General features: G+C 65.9%; 19 protein-coding genes. 9 read left to right on the top strand and 10 right to left on the bottom strand.

Annotated elements, in window-relative coordinates; genetic code table 11:
- Positions 1 to 59 precede the first annotated feature (59 nt).
- From panC to xth, 8 genes are all read left to right on the top strand, one after another.
- Positions 60 to 902, top strand: coding sequence for a pantoate--beta-alanine ligase (panC, locus tag FJQ54_RS09185; protein ID WP_140928289.1), 843 nt, complete (start codon positions 60 to 62; stop codon positions 900 to 902).
- Positions 899 to 1,786, top strand: coding sequence for a PhzF family phenazine biosynthesis protein (locus tag FJQ54_RS09180; RefSeq protein WP_140928122.1), 888 nt, complete (start codon positions 899 to 901; stop codon positions 1,784 to 1,786). The genes panC and FJQ54_RS09180 overlap by 4 nt, the downstream gene beginning before the upstream one ends.
- The gene (locus FJQ54_RS09175) at positions 1,783 to 4,446 is read left to right on the top strand and encodes a [protein-PII] uridylyltransferase family protein (protein WP_140928121.1); all 2,664 of its coding nucleotides are present in this window, start codon (positions 1,783 to 1,785) and stop codon (positions 4,444 to 4,446) included. The genes FJQ54_RS09180 and FJQ54_RS09175 overlap by 4 nt, the downstream gene beginning before the upstream one ends.
- Positions 4,443 to 4,904 carry a peroxiredoxin gene (locus FJQ54_RS09170; protein WP_140928120.1) on the top strand — a complete coding sequence of 154 codons (462 nt, stop codon included), beginning with the start codon at positions 4,443 to 4,445 and terminating at the stop codon, positions 4,902 to 4,904. Before FJQ54_RS09175 ends, FJQ54_RS09170 begins: the two co-directional genes overlap by 4 nt.
- A gap of 8 nt (positions 4,905 to 4,912) precedes the next feature.
- Positions 4,913 to 5,728, top strand: a complete 816-nt coding sequence (locus FJQ54_RS09165; RefSeq protein ID WP_140928119.1) for a ferritin-like domain-containing protein — start codon at positions 4,913 to 4,915, stop codon at positions 5,726 to 5,728.
- 150 nt (positions 5,729 to 5,878) lie between these two features.
- Entirely contained in the window at positions 5,879 to 7,051 is a 1,173-nt protein-coding gene (locus FJQ54_RS09160; protein ID WP_140928118.1) for a M23 family metallopeptidase, read from the top strand.
- Positions 7,052 to 7,112: 61 nt separating this feature from the next.
- Positions 7,113 to 7,442, top strand: coding sequence for a HesB/IscA family protein (locus tag FJQ54_RS09155; protein ID WP_140928117.1), 330 nt, complete (start codon positions 7,113 to 7,115; stop codon positions 7,440 to 7,442).
- A gap of 7 nt (positions 7,443 to 7,449) precedes the next feature.
- The gene (xth, locus tag FJQ54_RS09150; protein ID WP_140928116.1) at positions 7,450 to 8,217 is read left to right on the top strand and encodes an exodeoxyribonuclease III; all 768 of its coding nucleotides are present in this window, start codon (positions 7,450 to 7,452) and stop codon (positions 8,215 to 8,217) included.
- Between the two features lie 729 nt (positions 8,218 to 8,946).
- On the opposite strand, the gene FJQ54_RS09145 is transcribed toward xth, so the two are convergent.
- The 8 genes from FJQ54_RS09145 to FJQ54_RS09110 all read right to left on the bottom strand — a co-directional run bounded on the left by FJQ54_RS09145 (position 8,947) and on the right by FJQ54_RS09110 (position 15,638).
- The gene (locus FJQ54_RS09145) at positions 8,947 to 9,612 is read right to left on the bottom strand and encodes a JAB domain-containing protein (RefSeq protein WP_140928115.1); all 666 of its coding nucleotides are present in this window, start codon (positions 9,610 to 9,612) and stop codon (positions 8,947 to 8,949) included.
- Positions 9,599 to 10,012: a hypothetical protein gene (locus FJQ54_RS09140; RefSeq protein WP_140928114.1), complete on the bottom strand. Its 414-nt coding sequence runs from the start codon at positions 10,010 to 10,012 to the stop codon at positions 9,599 to 9,601. Before FJQ54_RS09140 ends, FJQ54_RS09145 begins: the two co-directional genes overlap by 14 nt.
- Before the next feature lie 67 nt (positions 10,013 to 10,079).
- A complete protein-coding gene (locus FJQ54_RS09135) occupies positions 10,080 to 10,418 on the bottom strand; it encodes a hypothetical protein (RefSeq protein ID WP_140928113.1) in 339 nt (112 codons plus the stop codon).
- A gap of 63 nt (positions 10,419 to 10,481) precedes the next feature.
- Positions 10,482 to 11,063 (bottom strand): helix-turn-helix domain-containing protein, encoded by a 582-nt coding sequence (locus FJQ54_RS09130; protein ID WP_140928112.1) that lies wholly within the window; start codon positions 11,061 to 11,063, stop codon positions 10,482 to 10,484.
- Between the two features lie 163 nt (positions 11,064 to 11,226).
- Positions 11,227 to 12,372: a GNAT family protein gene (locus FJQ54_RS09125; RefSeq protein WP_140928288.1), complete on the bottom strand. Its 1,146-nt coding sequence runs from the start codon at positions 12,370 to 12,372 to the stop codon at positions 11,227 to 11,229.
- Entirely contained in the window at positions 12,365 to 13,102 is a 738-nt protein-coding gene (locus FJQ54_RS09120) for a sterol desaturase family protein (protein WP_140928287.1), read from the bottom strand. The genes FJQ54_RS09125 and FJQ54_RS09120 overlap by 8 nt, the downstream gene beginning before the upstream one ends.
- A 212-nt stretch (positions 13,103 to 13,314) precedes the next feature.
- Positions 13,315 to 14,409: an LPS export ABC transporter permease LptG gene (lptG, locus tag FJQ54_RS09115; RefSeq protein ID WP_140928111.1), complete on the bottom strand. Its 1,095-nt coding sequence runs from the start codon at positions 14,407 to 14,409 to the stop codon at positions 13,315 to 13,317.
- Entirely contained in the window at positions 14,409 to 15,638 is a 1,230-nt protein-coding gene (locus tag FJQ54_RS09110; protein WP_140928110.1) for an LptF/LptG family permease, read from the bottom strand. Before FJQ54_RS09110 ends, lptG begins: the two co-directional genes overlap by 1 nt.
- 98 nt (positions 15,639 to 15,736) lie before the next feature.
- Here FJQ54_RS09110 and FJQ54_RS09105 point away from each other — a divergent pair, with 98 nt between their 5' ends.
- Entirely contained in the window at positions 15,737 to 16,207 is a 471-nt protein-coding gene (locus FJQ54_RS09105; protein ID WP_140928109.1) for a DUF2141 domain-containing protein, read from the top strand.
- Here the strand turns inward: FJQ54_RS09105 and rsmA are convergent.
- Positions 16,152 to 17,012 (bottom strand): 16S rRNA (adenine(1518)-N(6)/adenine(1519)-N(6))-dimethyltransferase RsmA, encoded by an 861-nt coding sequence (rsmA, locus tag FJQ54_RS09100; RefSeq protein ID WP_235890380.1) that lies wholly within the window; start codon positions 17,010 to 17,012, stop codon positions 16,152 to 16,154. The two genes, FJQ54_RS09105 and rsmA, sit on opposite strands and share 56 nt — an antisense overlap.
- The gene (pdxA, locus tag FJQ54_RS09095) at positions 17,009 to 18,064 is read right to left on the bottom strand and encodes a 4-hydroxythreonine-4-phosphate dehydrogenase PdxA (protein ID WP_140928107.1); all 1,056 of its coding nucleotides are present in this window, start codon (positions 18,062 to 18,064) and stop codon (positions 17,009 to 17,011) included. The genes rsmA and pdxA overlap by 4 nt, the downstream gene beginning before the upstream one ends.

The following is an 18,064-nucleotide window of genomic DNA, read 5'->3' as shown; positions in this document are numbered from 1 at the left end:
CTCATGCGGCCAGATGCCGGGATTCGTCAATCGAGAGCTGGCCGGTAGCAAGGATAATGATGGACACGGCGCGGACAGTGGTGGCCCTGCGGGCGAAAATCAGGGCGTGGCGCGCGGCGGGCGACAAGATCGCCATGGTGCCCACCATGGGGGCGCTGCACCCGGGGCATTTGTCTCTGGTGGAAATCGGCAAGCGCCGGGCGCACCGGGTTGTCGCCAGCATCTTCGTGAACCCCAAACAGTTTGGCGCGACCGAGGATCTGGGCCGCTACCCGCGGCAGGAGGCGCGCGATGCCGAGCTGCTGCGCGGCGCGGGGTGCGACTTGCTGTTCCTGCCGCCGGTGGAGGCGGTCTATCCCGCCGGTTATGCCACCACAGTGAGCGTGGGCGGGCTGGACCGGCCGATGGAGGGGGCATCGCGCCCCGGCCATTTCGACGGGGTGGCGACGGTGGTGACGAAGCTGCTGCTGATGGCCTTCCCTGATGTGGCGATATTCGGCGAGAAGGACTGGCAGCAGCTGGCGATCATCCGCCGCCTTGCCATTGATCTGAACATTCCCGCCGAAATCGTGGGCGCACCCATCCTGCGCGAATCCGACGGCCTCGCGATGAGTTCTCGCAATGCCTACCTGTCGCCGCAGCAGCGGGCGGTGGCGGGGGCGCTGTTCCATACCTTGCAGGCGGCGGCCAGCACGATCAGCGGCGGGGCCTCTGTGCCGGACACTTTGTCTGCCGCGCGGGCGGCGTTGGAATCGGCCGGGTTCCGGGTGGATTATCTGCAACTGGCGGATGAAGCGTCGCTGCAACCCGTCTCAGGTCCGGTGGCGGGCGCGCGGCTGTTCGTGGCGGCGAAGCTGGGCACCACCCGGCTGATCGACAATCTGCCGGTGATGCCGCGATGAGCCACAGCTTCGAGATCGTCGATGTGTTCACCGCGACGGCGCGCGCGGGCAACCAGCTGGCGGTGGTGACGGATGCGCGCGGGCTGGACACGGCGGCGATGCAATCCATCGCGCGGGAGTTCAACTTCGCCGAAACCAGCTTCATCCTGCCGCCCGCCGATCCCGCCAACGATGCGCAAGTGCGCATCTTCACGCCGGAGGAGGAAATGCCGTTTGCCGGGCACCCCAATGTGGGCACCGCCTTTGTCGCGGCGCGGCTGGGCAGCCTGTTCGGCAAGCCGGTGGGCGATGCGATGCGCTTCGAGGAAGCCGCCGGGCTGGTGCAGCTGGAGGTGCTTCGCGAAAGCGGCGCGGTGACGGGGGCATGGTGCCGTGCGCCGCGCGCGCTGGCGCTGGGCGCGGCGGTTGCGCCTGCCGTGGTGGCCGGGCTGGCCGGGATCGCCGAGGCCGATATCCTGCACGGGCGCTTCAGCCCGACGTTCGCCTCGGTCGGCGCAGAGTTCCTGTTTGCGGAAGTGACGGCGGATGCGCTCGAACGGGCGCGCCCGAACGCGGAGGCCTTCGCGCGGGTGGAGGGGACCATCGGCCAGACCGGCGGCTTGCTGGGGCTGCATCTGCATGTGCGCGACAGCAATGATCCCTCGCGGGTGGATGCGCGGATGTTCGCGCCGCTTTCCGGCATATCGGAAGACCCGGCGACCGGCAGCGCGGCGGCGGCACTCGGGGCGTTTCTGCACAGCCTGCGGCCTGCGGAGGCGCGGTTCCTGATGTCGCAGGGGCGGCATATCGGTCGGCCGTCAGAGATTCTGGCCGAGGTGCGCGCAGACGGGGTGTGGATTGGCGGCCCTTGCGCCCCCTTCGCGCGCGGAGAGTTCAACACATGAGCCTTGCCGATGCCCGCGCGAGGGCCGAAGCCCATTCACCCTTCCTGCGCGGGCTGATCCGGCGCGAGGGCGAGTTGCTGGAGATCATGCAGGCGGACGGCTTCGAGGCGGCGCTGGCGGCCTGCGTGGCGCGGCTGGATGCCGAACGCCCCTTCCCCTCCGTGCGGGAGGCGCGCGGCGGCGTGGCGCTGACGGTGGCGCTGGCCGATCTGGCCGGCGCATGGCCGCTGGAGCAGGTGACGGGGGCGCTGACCCGCTTTGCCGACAGCGCGCTGGATTTTGCCATCACCGCTGCTTTTGCCGAACGCGAGCAGACGCCCAGGGGACTCGTCGCGCTGGCGCTGGGCAAGATGGGCAGCTTCGAGCTGAACTATTCCTCCGACATCGACCTGATATTCCTGCACGATCCCGATGTGCTGCCGCACCGGCCCGGCGAAGACCCGACGGAGGCTGCCGTGCGGCTGGTGCGGCGGGTGAGCAGCCTGCTGAGCGAGCGCACCGGCGACGGCTATGCGCTGAGGGTGGACCTGCGGCTGCGGCCGGACCCGGATTCGACGCCTTCCTCCCTGCCGCTCGGCGCGGCCGAGCATTATTACCAGTCTCAGGCGCTGGCATGGGAACGCTCCGCCTTCATCCGCTCCCGCGCGGCGGCGGGCGATATCGCCATGGGGCAGGCGTTCTTGCGCGAGATTTCGCCTTTCATCTGGCGGCGTAGCCTCGATTATTCCGCGCTGGCGGAAATCCGCGATGTGTCACAGCAGATCCGCGACCATTTCGGCGAAGTGGAGAAGCTGGGGCCGGGATTCGACCTGAAGCGCGGGCGCGGCGGCATCCGCGAATGCGAATTCTATGCGCAGGTGCACCAGATGATCTTCGGTGGCCGCGATCCCACGCTGCGGGCAGGCGCGACGCTGGATGCGCTGGCGGCGCTGGCCGAGGCCGGGCGGATCGGTGCGGAGGATGCCACCCTGCTGGCGGACGCCTATCGCCATTACCGCATGGTGGAGCATCGCATCCAGATGATCGCGGATCAGCAGACCCATGCCGTGCCCAAACAGGCCGCCGAGCGGGCGCAGGTGGCCGGGCTGATGGGCATGGCCAACTGGCGCGCGGCGGAGGCGACGCTCAGCCCCCGGCTGAAGGCAGTTGCGAAGCTGTATGACCGGCTGCTGGAAACCGGCGAGGGGCAGCGCGGTCCGCGCCTGCCGCAATTGCCCGCCGAAGTGGAGGCATGGGCCACAAGCGCGAAGCTGAAAGACGGGCGGCTGCTGGCAACGCTGGTGGAAGGCTGGCGATCCGGCCGCCCACGCTCGCTGCGCGCGCCGGAAGCGCAGCGCGCCTTCGAAAGCGTGATCCCGGCGCTGGTGCAGCAGCTGGGCGTGGGCCGCACCGGCCGCGAGGCGCTGCTGCGGCTGGACCAGATGATTTCCGCTCTCCCCTCCGGCGTGCAATTCTGGCGGCTTCTGGCGGCGCATCCGGCGCTGGCGAAGGTGCTGGGGCGGCTGCTGACCTCCACGCCCTTGCTGGCCGACGCGTTGGCGAAGCGGCCCAGCCTGCTGGACGTGATGCTGGAGCCCGCCGCGCCGCTGCCCGATGCGGACGCCGCTGAAGCCGAACTGCGCAGCCTGTGCCGGGGGCTGGAGGGCGAGGCACTGCTGGACCGGGTACGCATCTGGACGGCGGAACGTCGCTTTGCGCTGGGCGTGCAGCTGATCGACGGCACCATCACCCCGGATTCCGCCAGCCGCGAGCTGGCGCTGATCGCCGAAGCCGCCGTGGCGCTGCTGGCCGACACGGTGACGGCGGAGTTCGCCGCGCGCCACGGCTCAGTCCCCGGCGGGCGGCTGATCCCGCTGGCGCTGGGCCGCTTCGGCGGCGGCCAGTTGACGGCGCAATCCGATCTGGACCTGATCTTCCTGTTTTCCGGCGATTATCAGGCCCACTCCACGGCCACACCGCCGATGACCGCCAGCGCATGGTTCAACCGGCTGGTGCCGCGGCTGACCGCCGCGCTGACGGTGCCCACTGCGGCCGGGCCGCTGTATGAGGTGGACACGCGGCTGCGCCCCTCCGGCGCGGACGGGCTGCACGCCGCCAGCCTCGACAGTTTCGTGCGATACCAGCGCGAGGATGCGGGCGTGTGGGAGCAGATGGCGCTGACCCGCGCCCGGCCCATCGCCTGCACGCCCGAGGACCGCACCGCCGCGCAAGCCGCGATCGACGCGCTGGTGTCCGCTCCGCGCGATGCTGCGCATGTGAAGCGCGAGGCGCTGGAGATGCGGCGACACATGGCGAAGCACAAGGGCGCGGCCGGGCCGTTCGATGTGAAGCTGATGAAGGGCGGGCTTGTCGATATCGAGTTCATCCTTGCCGTGCGGGCGCTGACATCGGGCAAGCCGGTGCCGCCCGCGCTGGACAAGGCCGCCGCGCTGCTGGCGCCCGAACTGGTGGAACCGGCCCGGCTGATGAACGCGATGCTGGTGATGCTGCGGCTGGTGCAGCCGCATGACGCCGCCGCCGCGCCGGATTCAGCCGCCGGAGCTTTGATCGCGCGCGCCTGTGGCCGATCCGGCCTGCCCGCGCTGAAGGCCGATCTGGCCGAGGCGCGCGCCACCGTGAACCGCATATGGGCCGAGACTTTTCAGGGAGAGACGAAATGAGCATCGACATCGGCAGCCCCGCCCCCGCCTTCACGCTGGAAACGGCCGATGGGCCGGTGAGCCTGTTCGGCTATGCAGGGAAAAAGCTGGTGCTCTATTTCTACCCCAAAGACGACACCGCTGGCTGCACCACCGAAGCGATCCAGTTCTCCGGGTTGCTGAGCCAGTTCGCAGCGGCCGGGACCGCCGTGCTGGGCGTTTCGAAAGACACGGTGGCCAAGCACCGCAAGTTCGCGGCCAAGCATGCGCTGACGGTGGCGCTTGGCTCTGACCCGGAGGGCGCGGTGATCGAGGCTTATGGCTCGTGGGTGGAAAAGACCCTCTATGGGCGGAAATATATGGGGATCGACCGCTCCACCTTCCTGATCGGGCCGGACGGGCGGATCTCCGCCATCTGGCGCAAGGTGAAGGTGGCGGGACATGCCGAAGCCGTTTTGAAGGCGGCGCAGGCGCTCTGACGGCGGCGATGCAAACGCTCCGCGAAGCCTGTGTAGCGGTGCTGCTGACCGCCGGAGCGGATGCCAAGGCAGACGCCGCGCGGGCACTGTTCGCGCGCTGGCAGGCGGGCGGCATCCGCTTCAGCGCAGAGGGGCCAGACGTGCCGGACCGGCCCGCGCGCCCTGCCCGGCCGGAGTTGCTGCCACCCGGCGCGATGCCGAAGCGCAAGCGGGCGGGATCACCGGCGATGCGCTTCGCCCTGTTGCACGCGCTGGCGCATATCGAGTTCAATGCCATCGACCTCGCGATTGATCTGGTGGCGCGCTGGGGAGCCGGAATGCCGCGCGCCTTCACCAATGACTGGCTGCGCATCGCCGACGAGGAGGCGCAACATTTCGCACTGGTGCAGGGGCTGCTGCGCGCGGGCGGCGGCACCTATGGCGACCTGCCCGCGCACGACGGGCTGTGGGAAGCCGCCCAATTGACGGCGCATGATCTGGAAGCGCGCCTCGCCCTTGTGCCGCAGGTGCTGGAGGCGCGCGGGCTGGATGTGACGCCCGCGATGATCGAGCGGTTCGAAGCGATGGGCGACGAGGCCGCCGCCGCCGTGCTGAAGCGAATATTGGCGGACGAGATCGGCCATGTGGAAGCAGGGAATCGCTGGTTCCGCGAACTTTGTGCCGAATCAGTGACAGAAGCTTCAGGCCGCTTCCGACAGCTGGTGACTCAGCTGTTTCGGGGGTCTGTTAAGCCACCGTTCAACGACTCGGCGCGCCGACAAGCCGGTCTGACGACGGAATGGTATACGGCGCTTGGCGGCGCGGCCCCGGTCTCTAAACGGTAACCATCCGCTGACGTTGTTGTTCCGGGCGACCGGCACAAAACGAAGGCGGGGCCAAAATTCGAACCGAAATTCGAACTTGAACTGAAGCCAGAACGGGCGAATGCCGCAAGGGTTTCGCGGGTCACGTACGAGGGGTTACAAAGGAAGCCAATGCAGAAGCATGTGAACCGTGCCGCAGAGCGCGCCGCAGCTTCGTTGCGCTCGCTTCTTCCCGAACGGCGGATCTGGATCGAATCCCATGGCGAGCACCGCTCGATCAAAATCGGGACGCACGCACAGCTCATGGGACTTGGCACTGCAGCAATGATCGCCGGGTGGATGACCGTTTCCACCGTGAATGGAGCCGCCGCCGATCAGGCCGCCGACAGTCAGGCACAGGCCGATCTGGCCCGGATGGCCGCACAGGTTCAGGCGCTGAAAGCCGACACCGCCGCGCTGAAAGGCACCGTTGCCACCACGGCCGAGCGGATCGAATCCCGCCAGCAATTCCTCGACGCGCTGTTGACGGGCAAGGCCCGTGGCGAAGCGCTCGCCGAACTTCTGCCCCGCACCACGCGGAAGGTAACCGCCGATGTGGCCGCCGCTGCCGGGGTGCTCGCTCCCTTCGCCGCGCTGGAGCAAAAGCAGCTCGCGCTGGTGGACAAGGCTTCCGCCACCGCCGAAACCCGGCTTCGCGACGCCGAGGCGCTGATCGGCAAGCTGGGGCTGACCCCAGGCCGCTTCATCGCCCAATCCGCCGGACGTTTCACCCGCACCGGCCTCGGCGGCCCGTTCATCCCCGCAGGCGACGCGATGGGCGGCACCGATCCGCGCTTCACCGAGCTGTTCGTGAACTGGCAACGGGTGGAGCAGTTGGAAGAAGCGATGGTGTCGCTCCCCTCCTTCATTCCGGCCAAAAGCTACACGCTCACCTCCAGCTACGGCGTCCGTTACGATCCGTTCAACGGCCGCGCGGCGCAACATGCCGGGCTGGATATGGCGGGTTCCATGGGCGAGCCGATCTATGCCGCCGCTGCGGGCCGCGTCGTCCGCGCCGAGCGCTTCGGCGGCTATGGTCTGGCGGTGGATATCGACCATGGCCGGGGCATCCTGACCCGCTATGGCCACCTTTCGAAGATCAAGGTGAATGTGGGCGACACCGTCGCCATCGGCGAAGTGATCGGCGCGATGGGCTCCACCGGCCGCTCCACCGGCACCCACCTGCACTATGAAGTCCGGATCGACGGCCGCCCGGTGAACCCGCGCCCGTTCCTGGAATCCTCGCGCTACCTGCTGGCCTATCACAGTGAAAAGGCCGGGCCGGAACTCTCTTCGGCGCAGTAAGCCACCCGCCCCGCCCTGCGCGGGGCTTGCAGGCAGCCGGTGCGGGGCCTACTTCGGGCGCATGGCCGATATCTCCCTCACATCCGCCGCAGCCGCGCGTGTCGCGGCGATCGCCCTGAAGCAGGGCCGCGCCGAGCCGCGCCTGCGACTGTCCGTGGATGGCGGCGGCTGCGCGGGCTTCCAATATCGCTTCGAAATGGCGGACACCGCGCTCGCCGACGACGTGCAGGTGATCACAGACGGCGTCGGCCTGCTGGTGGACAGCATCAGCCTGCCGCTGGTGGAAGGCTCTGTCGTCGATTTCGTGGAGAATCTGGGCGGGGCCGCCTTTCAGGTGCGCAACCCCAATGCCGCATCCAATTGCGGCTGCGGCACCTCTTTCTCTGTCTGACGTCCAAGTGAAGTTCGCCACCTTCAACGTGAACGGAATCGGCGCCCGGCTGCCCCGCCTGCTGGAGTGGCTGGAAAGCGCGAAGCCCGACGTGGTGGGCCTGCAGGAAATCAAGACGGAATCCGAGAAATTCCCCGCCGCCGCCATCGAGGCGCTGGGATATCAATCATTGATACATGGCCAAAAGGGCTTCAACGGCGTCGCCATCCTCTCCCGCCTGCCGATGGAGGAGGTGCAGCGCACACTTCCCGGCGATGAGGAGGATGTGCAATCGCGCTGGATCGAGGCCCGGATCGAAGGCGTTCACTTCGCCTGCCTGTATCTGCCCAACGGCAACCCGGTTCCCGGCCCCAAGTTCGACTACAAGCTGGGCTGGATGGATCGTCTGGCCGCCCGCGCAGCCGAGCTGTGGGAACAGGAAACCCCGGTGATCCTCGCTGGCGACTGGAACGTCTGCCCAACCGATCTCGACCTCGCCCGCCCCGACATGATGGCCGGAGACGCGCTGGTGCAGCCCGAATCGCGCGCCCGCTTCCGCATGCTGGAAGCAGCCGGCTGGACAGACGCCATCCGCGCCCAGCGCCCGCACGCGCCCTGCTACAGCTATTGGGACTATCAGGCGGGCGCATGGCCGAAAAACTGGGGCCTGCGCATCGACCATCTGATGCTCTCCCCGGCCGCCGCAGACCGAATGACGGATTGCGGCATCGACCGCGAAGTGCGCGGCGCGGAACGCGCGAGCGACCATGTGCCGGTATGGGTGGAACTGGCTTAGGTTGTTGGTTTGCAAGAAGAACGAAGGGGCTCTGCCCCTTCACCCCGGCAGAGGCGTGACGCCCCTGCACCCCCGGACTTTTTGGCCCCTCCTCCTTTAGGGGAGGGGTTGGGGTGGGGGCCATCCGCTTGGCGTGAGGCTGGGTGTTTTGGCCTGCGGCGCTTCCGTTGAGCTTGTTGTGATATCAGTGGATCAGGCCAAACGGTGACACCCCCTCTCCAACTCTCCCCCTTGCAGGGGGAGAGAGCCTGTTGCGCCGCAGGCAATCGAATCTGATCACCCGCACGACGCTGGAGTTGGGCCACAACGCCAACTTAGAGGGTGCAGGGAAATCATTTCCCTGCCCGCCGGAGGCAAAGAATCCCCCGGACACCGCACCGCCAGTTCGGAACATTTTCACCCACGCGCAAACCGGCCCGCCAGACAATTCAGGCGAGCAAAATCTACATCTGGTGCAGAACGGATTTCTGGTGGAAAAATTCGGTGACGGTGGCGTCCGCAGGGTCGGAAATCGGACGCCACCGTCACCTCCGTCATGCCCGGGGGAGGGCCCGGACGTGCCGTGACTGGTTGGCTGGTTGAGGCTGCCTGCTCCCTTGACTGTGGGAACCACTCTTCCTCGTTGCCTTGAGCCCGTTATGGGTCATGGCTGCCGCCTCGAACAATCTAGGATGATTGATATACGAACAGTTGATATGCCCGCATTGTTTGATTTCAATCACTTAGCTCCTATTTCAATCCGCACTCGCTGAAACTCAGAAAGCCTTTCCGACCGATCACAAGATGATCGACCAGTGCAACATCAATGGCTTCCAGCGCTTTGCGCACCTTGCGAGTCATCTGGATGTCCTCTGATGACGGCGTTGGATCGCCTGACGGGTGGTTGTGGATCAGCACTGCGGCCGACGCCGACAATTCCAGACAACGGCGGGCGATTTCGCGCGGATAGACATGCGCGACATGCACAGTTCCATTGCCCATCACCTCCACCCGGATCAGCCGGCGGCCGGCATCCAGAAAGGCAACGCGGACCTGCTCGACGGTGAGGTGCGCCATCTCCGCGAACATCGCTTCGGCGAGTGCCAGCCCGCCTTCCACGGGCAGCCGTTCCTGCGCGCCGCGTTCCAGCACCACGCCGATGGTTTCGCGGATCAGGTTCAGGATCGCGATTCCGTTTGAATCAGCGCCCAGCTGGCGCAGCCGCTCCTCGCTGGTGGAAAGGACGGAGCCGAGCGAGCCTTGCTCCTCGATCAGCCGCTCCGCGAGTTTCGGCGTGGACTGGCCGGCGGCCAGAAGCCGCATCAGCAGCCAGCGATCGCGTGGCTGATGCTGTGCGGCGGCCCGAAGATTGCCGCCGACGGGCGGCGCGATCTGGAGCGCATTAGCCATTGCCATGGCGCATCCTTCCTTCGTGCCAGGTTCCAAGGATCAGCGCCGCGAGAACCGGGAAGGTCCAGATCGCAAGTGCTTCGGCGTAGGTCTGCGGCAACATGAGAGGCGACTTGGCGGCGGCCAGATGCACGGCGACCGCGCAAAGCTGGAAACCGGTCGCCCAGATCGGCCAGAAAGCCTTCGAGACGAGCGCAATGCCGAGAAGCGCTGCGAACAACCCGATATCGACCAGCACGATTCCCATTTCGGGGGAGGCATAGCGGTGAGATTGCAGGATGGGGGAGATGAGGGCCGCGACGAGCAGAGCGGTTGCCGCCAGCCGCTCGTCACGTCCTCCCTTCCACCAGGCCAGAACGATCGATGTGATCGTTGCGATGGCGAAGAGCATGAACATCATTGACATGTGCATACCTCGCATCCAGCTGACCAACCGTTCAAAGACAAGCCCATTTCCCTGAAGCTTGTCCGTTTCAGGCGACAATCTGAAGCGGATTGCTGGCTTCGCGCAGCGGCTTGTTGGGGTCCACGCCATAGCCCATCGGGCCGATGTGGAACTGGTCGCGCACTTCGGCCAGCGCGTCGTGGGCGCGGACCATGGCTTCGCGGGCCTGATTCAGCATCGTCATCGCAGCGATCGCCTGAGCCAGCGCATCCTGGCCAACGCAGGCGGCGAACTTGGCGTCCTGCCGGGCGGTGGGCATCATGGCGACAAAGTTGGCGACTTGCGTCAGGGCGCTGTCGATCGCGTCTTCCGAAGCATAGAGCGAACGAGCAACAGTGATGGCGACTTCTTTGCGATGCTTGGACATAATATTTCTCCTGCCATCGCCGGAAGCTCCGGGATGGTCCGTTGGGCCAGGGAGGAAAGAAAATCAGGAACGGAGGAGCGAGAGCGCTTCTATTCCTGTCAGGAACACTCCGAATGCCAGCATCGCCAAGATCGTCACAACCAGGATGCCGACAACTCGCTGGGAGGGGCTCAGGTCATTTGAGCCTCCCCAGAGCCGGAGCGCGGGCTGACGCAGCGGGAGCCCATGCGAGGGGACTGCCGTCCACACCGCACTGTCTGAAACGACACCGACGGCTGGCTGCGGAACTGCGTGGGCAGCTGCCGCGGCCGGTGCCGCAAGGGTCGATTCGTCGGGTTCGTCGTCTGCATCATGGCCGGCATTTTCCGGCTCGGGCAGCTCTGTCACAATCCGCGACGATTGATATGCGAACGGCTGATAGGCTTCTGCCTGCATCGCCGCACGATAGATGATGGCGGCCTCTCGGCGGCTGCTCACACCCAATGTCTGGATTGCGCCGCGCAGGCGCGCATCAACGGTATGGCGGGAGATTCCCAGCTGGCGCGCGATCTCTTTCGAGGTCGCGTGATCGTCCACAAGGTCAAGACATTCGCGCTGACCAGCCGTCAGCCGGGCGACCCGGGCTGCGAGATCAACGTCTGCCATGCGTGAAGACGCCACTGCTTCGATCCTGCCAGAAAGTTTCCCCAACACGAATCGAATCGCAAAGGATTGTCACCCCCTGCGGTCCGATGGGTTGGATACCACAGTCTCGCCGTTGGGCCATAGTTTCGTTAACCCAACAGCGTCCTTTTCGGGTGAATCGCGCTTAAAGTGCGGATTCGTAGATGCGGTAGGTCTTGGCGACCTTCGCCCCGACGGCGTCCGCGATGGAAATCATCGGGCCGTTGTCGTCCAGAATCCAGCCGATCTCCGCCCATTTGGCACCATGATTTCCCACGCCGGTGCGGCGCACATATTCGATCATCATGAACGCCAGCAACGAAGCCGTCCGCGTGGCCTGCAGCTTCGTGCGCACGCCCATCAGCGGCACGCGGAACCACTCCGTCTGGGGATTGCGCAGCCGCCACAACAGCTTCGCCCAGCCGAACGGCAGCAGGCGGCCGTTCAGCTCGCGAGTCAATTCATTGATATCCGGCAGCGACATCATGAAGGCGACGGGCTCGTCATCATATTCGGCGATCAGCACCTGATGCGGCAGAACGATGGGCTTCAGCTTCTTGCCCACATGCTCCACCTCGGCATCGGTCAGCGGCACGAAGCCCCAATTGTTGCCCCACGCCTCGTTCAGGATGTCGAGGATGATTCGCGCTTCCGAATCGAACTTCTTCAGATCCACCGGGCGGATGTTGATTCGCTTGTTCTTCTCCCCGGCGGCAACGATTCGGTTCACCACTTCGGGGAAGCCATCCGTTACCGGCACGTTCCACGCGAACAGGTCTTTCACGCCGGTATAGCCCGCCGCCAGCACATGCCGCTCGTAATAAGGCAGATGGTGCCCCATCATCACCTTGGGCGGGGTATCAAAGCCATCGACCAGCAGGCCGGGTTCATCCCAGATGGAGATGCTGATCGGGCCTTGCGATTGCGTCATGCCCTGCCCGCGCAGCCAATCTTCGGCCGTGCGGATCAGCGCGGAGGCGACTTCGGCATCGTCGATGGTTTCGAACAGGCCCCACTGGCCAAGGCCCGGGCGGCGTTCCTGCACCAGATCGCAGACCTGCGCAGAAATACGGCCGACGATCTTGCCGTCTTTCCGGGCAAGAAAGAAGGCCGCACGGCCGTGCAGGAACCATGGGTTGCGCCGTGGCCCGGAGATCAGGGCGTGGACTTCATCTTTCAGCGGCGGCCGCCAGTTCGGGTCGTTCGCATACAGCGGCCAGACCATGTCCACAAAGGCGTTCCGGTCGGCTTTGGAGCCGACCGGAGTTATGTCGACAGCCACGTTACGCAGCGTCCTGCCGGGGCTTTTCATTCTGGTTGGCGGCCCGCTTGCGGGGGTGGCCCTTCGCCACGCCGCCCGACATGCGGGAGACCCATGGGAAGGATTTCGCCACTTCCTCGGTATAGCCAAGGTTGAACACCGTGGCGGACTTCGCCGGGCGCTCGTCCCGCTCGTAATAGGAACCGAACAGCCGATCCGGCCAGAAGCTGGTGATGCCGAAATTGCCATTCTCGTCGTGGAAGTGATGCTCCATATGGCGCTTCTTCATGTTCACGAGCCAGGGGTGCTTCGGCTTGTAGCTGAGGTGCTGGATGCAGTGGAAATATTCATAGGCAGCCGTCACCAGCAGGCCGGTCGCGAAGGCGACGGCGGCGGCGCCCGGGCCACCGATCAGCCAGCCCACCGGGATCACCGAAATGGCGATGGTGGGCAGCGTGGTATAGAGCGCGCCGAACAGCACCTCCAGATGGTTCGGATCCTGGTGGTGATCATAGTGGATGCGCTTCCACACCTTCGCCGTCAGCGGCGATTTGTACATCCACTGGCTGTGCAGCACATAGCGGTGCAGCAGATACCAGATCATCGGATAGGCCAGCACGGTGAAGGCTGCAGCCGCCACGCCAGCCAGCAGGCTGGGCGGATTCCACACCACATAGGCAATGGAAACGGCCGCCAGCAGGAGATAGGCCTGAATGGCATAATATTGGAAATAGGCGACGGTGAGTTCCTTCAGCGTCATCCGATCCAGATAATGGGCACGGTTCCAGATTCCGGTGCGATTGCTATGGTCTGCGAACAAGGTTCTGCTCCGAGTGTGGACTTGGATTCTGCATCTAGGAAGCCATTGCGGCAAATGTGGGACCGGCTGTGGCCGAAGCAAGGCGCAGGATGGGGTGAGACAATCCGTCCATACGACAGGCCGTTGCCGTCACCCGCCCGGCTGTTTCCCGGTTATTCCTCCGTGCGGATCAGCACGCTTTCGCCCACCAGCAGGAACAGCATGAAGGGGGCCCATGCCGCCGCCCATGGCGGATAGGTGCCGAAATCCGCCATCGCCATGGCGAAATTGTCTGCCACGAAGAAGGCGAAGCCCAGCGCAAGCCCCGCCACCGCGCGGATGAACAGCTTGCCCGACCGCGCCAACCCGAAGGCCGCCACGGCCCCCAGCAGCGGCATCAGCACGGCCGACAGCGGGCCGGAAATCTTGTGATTCAGCTTGGCGACGAGTTGGTCCGTCGGCTTCCCCGCCTCTTTCAGCGCAGCGATCGCGGGCACCAGCTCCCACATCGGCAGATGATCCGCATTCACCCCTTGCGTGGTGAACTGCTGCGGCGTGGCGGGCGAAATGATCGTCTGTTGCGGCAGGGTCTGCAGCCGCCCCGTCTGCACATCGAAGCGGCGCACCATGTTCAGGGTCCAGCCGCGATCATTGGGCGTCGCTTCTTCCGCGCGGATGATCTCCACCAGCTGATCCGCCTCCCGGTTATAGACGGTCACATCCTTCAGCAGGGTGGCGGTCCCCTGCCCCGTCGCACTGGCGGCGTGCCACAGATCGTCTCCGGCACGCACCCACACTTCACGGTTGTGGCGGGTTTCCGGTGCCAGCGGGCGATATTCATTCGCCTTCCAGCGATCATATTCGGCGTTGGCGCGCACCAGCACCCGCTCGTTGAAGGCGAAATTCAGCGCGGCGATGCCAAGGCCCGCCACCATCAGCGGGGCCAGAATCTGGTGCGCGCTGATCCCGGCAGCCTTGAAGATGGTGATTTCGCTGTTCTGGTTCAGCGTCATGAAGGTCAGCAGCGTCGCCAGCAGCACGGAAAAGGGCAGGAACAGGGCTATGATCTGCGGCATACGGATGCTCACATATTTCCACAGCTCCGCCTCGCCATTGCCGGGCACAGCCAGAATGCGGGCGGATTCGCCCAGCAGATCCAGCGTCATCAGGATCAGCGCCAGCCCCGCCAGAAAGGCGAAGGTGCGCATCAGGAACATCCGCGCCGTGTAGAGCGCCAGCGTGCGGGAGGGGAACATCCGGCTGAACATCAGGGCTGCGCCTGCGGTTCGGGTTCATCCGGCACCAGCCCGATCTTCGCGGCAGGCTTGCGCAACCCCTTGAACAAACCGCCGATTTTCTTGAACAGTCGGTCCAGCGCGCCAATGGGCTGGCCGCCGGGCTTGTGCGCCAGCACATGATAGAACCAGACGCTCAGCGCCGTGAACAGCGCGAACGGAATCCATTGCGCCAGCATCGGATCGATGCGGCCGATGGCCCCCATGCGTTCGCCATATTCGGAAATCTTGTGGTAGGTCACCAATATCACCACAGACAGGAACACCCCGATTGCAGAGGTGGAGCGCTTGGGCGGCACCGCCAGCGCCACCGCCAGCAGCGGCAGCACGAACATCACCACCCACTGCACCGTACGGCGGTGGAAGGTGGCAGAGGCCTTGCGGCGATCATCCGCAGACACGCCGGGATCGCGCATCTTCGCCCACAGTTCGGGCACCGTGCTTTCCAGATTCTCCAGCCCGCGGGAGCGGAAATTCTCCATCGCCGGCAGGTTCACCGGCAGATCATGCTGCACGAAGGTCAGCACGCGCGGCGTCGGCGTGTTGGGCGCATCATGCACCAGCGTGCCGGTTTTCAGCCGCAGGATGATGATGTCCGGATCGTCGGTGATCAGGAACTGGCCGCGCGCGGCAGAGACTGCCAGCGAGCGACCATCGGCCTGCGCCGCGCGCACGAACACGCCGCGCAGGTCCGCGCCCTGATCGAAGCTCTGTTCCACGCGCAGCGTGGTGCGTTCGGCGATGCGGGTGAATTCGCCCACCTTGATGGAGGCCCCGAGCGCGCCCGAGCGCAGTTCGAAGCGCAGCCCTTCATAGGCATAGCGGGAGTACGGTTGCAGGAAGCCGACGATGCCGAAATTCAGCAGCGCGAACACCGCCGCCAGAATATAGGGCACCCGCAGCATCCGCCCATAGCCCACCCCAACCGAGTTCAGCGCATCCAGTTCGGATGACAGCGCGAGTCGGCGGAAGCCCAGCAGGATGCCCAGCGTGACGCCGATGGGGATGCCGAGCGAGAGATATTCCGGGATCAGATTGCCCAGCATCCGCCACACGACAGAGACCGGCCCGCCTTCGTTCACCACGAAATCGAACAGGTTCAGCATCTTCTCCAGAAGGAGCAGCATGGCCGCGATCACCAGCGTGCCGACAAGGGGCACGATGATGAGCCGGAACAGATAGCGGTCGACCGCGTTCAGCATTGTGCAGCGCCCTTAGCAGCAGCTTTGCCTGCAAGCCAATGCCGCTTCAGGAAATGGGGCCGCTTCCGCAAACGGGCGATCCGGGCTAGCCGCGGGGCATGTCCGTTCTTGCCGCACTTGCCGCCGCCGCCATCTTCGGAACCCCCGCCGCCTGCGAACCCGGTGCAGCCGGAAACGCCGCGCTGGTCACGGTGCATGGCTTCAAGGATCGCGAAGGCCAGCTTCGAATCGCCATCTACCCGGCGAACGAGGCGGATTTCCTTGCCCCCGCCCGCTATGTGCAGCGCATCGATGTGCCGCTGACGCCCGAAGGAGAGATGACGGTGTGTGCGCCGGTTCCCGCCGCCGGGCAACTGATCATCACTGCGCTTCATGATCGGGATCTCAACGGCAAACTCAGCCCGTTCCGCGATGGCGTGGGCTTTTCCCGCAACCCGAAGCTGGGACTGGGGAAGCCGAAGGTGGCGGCCGTGGCCATCGCCGTGGACGGGGTGACGCCGGTGCGCATCGAGCTCAACTATCTGCAGGGCTTGAGTGTAGCACCCGTGCGAGCGCGACAAACTCGTTGACGGAGAGCGTTTCGGCGCGACGGGTTGAATCGATCCCCAGCGCGGCCAGCGCCTCCAGCCCGCCCGGCAACCCCTTCAGGCTTTGCCGTAGCATCTTGCGCCGCTGCCCGAAGGCCGCCGCCGTCACCCGTTCCAGCAGCGCCACCGGCACATCCTCTGGCGCAGGCTTCGGAACCAGCCGGACAACGGCGCTGTCCACCTTGGGCGGCGGGGTGAAGGCGCGTGCGGGCAGGATGGTTTCAATCGCCACCTGCGCCCGGTGCTGCGCCAGCACAGACAGCCGCCCATAAGCGCCGGTGCCGGGGGCCGCGACGATGCGGTCCGCCACTTCCTTCTGGAACATCAAGGTCGCGGAGCGCCACCAGCCGGGCCATGGAGTTTGGGTGAGCCAACCCGTGAGCAGCGGGGTGCCGATATTATAGGGCAGGTTCGCGGCGATATGCGCGCCCTCCCCTGCCAGTTCGCGCGCGTTAACTGCCATGGCGTCGCCGTGAATCAGCGTCAGCGCGCCGTCGCTGGCGGCAGCCAGCCGCTGCAATATCGGCAGCGCCCGCGCGTCCCGCTCCACCGCGATCACCTGAGCGCCGGTTTTCAGCAGCGCCCGCGTCAGCCCGCCCGGCCCGGGGCCGACTTCGAACACCCGGTCTCCGGGTTGCAAGCCGATGGAGCGGACGATGCGATCCAGCAGGTTCAGATCCAGCAGGAAATTCTGCCCCAGCGCCTTGTCCGCCCTGAGGCCTGCAGCCGCGATCTCGTCGCGAAGCGGCGGCAGTGCCGCGATCCGCTCCGCGATCGCTTGGCTCAAGCTGCGCCTTCCAGCTGGCGGGCGCGGGCGCATTGCCCGGCCAGCGCGATGGCCGCGATCATCGCGCGCGGGTTTGCCGCGCCCTTCCCCGCAATGCCAAAGGCCGTGCCATGATCGGGCGAGGTGCGCAGCAACGGCAGCCCCAAGGTCATGTTCACGCCGCTATCGAAATACAAGGTTTTCAAGGGGATCAGCGCCTGATCATGATACATGCAGATGGCCGCATCATAATCGGCGCGGGCGGCGGCATGGAACATCGTATCGGGGGACCATGGGCCGGATACCTCCAGCCCTTCCTCGCGCAGCTGGGCGATGGCGGGCAGGATGATGTCGATTTCCTCCCGCCCCATGGTGCCGCCCTCCCCCGCATGCGGGTTCAGCCCGGCCACCGCGAGGCGCGGTTTCGCGATGCCGAAATCGCGGATCAGCCCTCGCGCCACCGTGCGCGCGCGGGAGATGATCAGCTCCGCCGTCAGCACGTCCGGCACGCTGGCCAGCGGACGGTGAATGGTGACGGGAATGGTGCGCAGATCCGGCCCCACCATCATCATCGCCACATTTTCCGCAGCCACGCCGCAGCGTTCGGCCACGAATTCCGTCTGCCCCGGATGCGCGAAGCCGATGGCATAGAGCTGCGCCTTCGCCACCGGGCCGGTCACCAGCCCCGAAACCGCGCCGGATCGCGCCAGCCCCACCGCCATCTCCAGCGAATCGAGCGCGCAGCGCGCGCCTGCCAGATTGGGGTTGCCCGGCTCGATCTCGCCCGGATCGTCCACCTGCAACAGCGGCAGGCCGCGCTCGAACTCCGCCATGGCATCCGCCGGATGGGCGATGGGGATGATCGGCCCGTCCCACACGGCCTCAAGGCTGCGCCTGTCGCCGATGCCGAAAAAGGGCGGAAGCCGGTGCGCTGACCGAACCGCCCACGCCTTGGCGATCACCTCAGGGCCGATTCCGGCCGGATCGCCCAGCGACACCGCCAACGGCGAAACGGCAGGCGGCGCTGCGGGAGCGATCTCCGGAGCAGCGCCACTTTCGGCGGGGGCGATCAT

Source organism: Sandaracinobacter neustonicus (assembly GCF_006385875.1).
Lineage (GTDB): Bacteria > Pseudomonadota > Alphaproteobacteria > Sphingomonadales > Sphingomonadaceae > Sandaracinobacteroides > Sandaracinobacteroides neustonicus.
Note: the sequence above shows the minus strand (reverse complement) of the source record. Positions and strands in the feature narration are given on the sequence as shown.